A 260-nucleotide genomic window follows, 5' to 3' on the forward strand; every position below is an offset into this window, starting at 1 on the left:
CGTCGGTCGCTTTGAGGGAAAAAGTCGCCGGTCGGCCGAGGGGCAGGCGAATTTCGTTGGCGGTCTCGAAAGCAGGCTGGTCACCGACGGCCGGATAGCGAATACGCCACCAGAACTGCTCCCCCGTCACCTCGATCGCCCCATCCTTTGCTGCAAGCGGGTTCCAAGGCCGTATCGCCGGCATCAACCAGACTGCGTAGCCCAGCAAAAGCAGAAGGACGACAGTCGGAAATGCAACGCCACCCCAGGCAATGAGCGCG

The 260-nt window shown here is 62.3% G+C and carries 1 pseudogene; it reads right to left on the reverse strand.

Going from position 1 to position 260, the window contains the following annotated elements:
- A pseudogene (locus EOD29_RS36690) lies at positions 1-260 on the reverse strand (cytochrome B); the annotation flags it as partial.

Origin of the sequence: Mesorhizobium sp. M1A.T.Ca.IN.004.03.1.1, assembly GCF_003997555.1 — a bacterium.
In the GTDB taxonomy this organism is placed as follows: Bacteria; Pseudomonadota; Alphaproteobacteria; order Rhizobiales; family Rhizobiaceae; genus Mesorhizobium.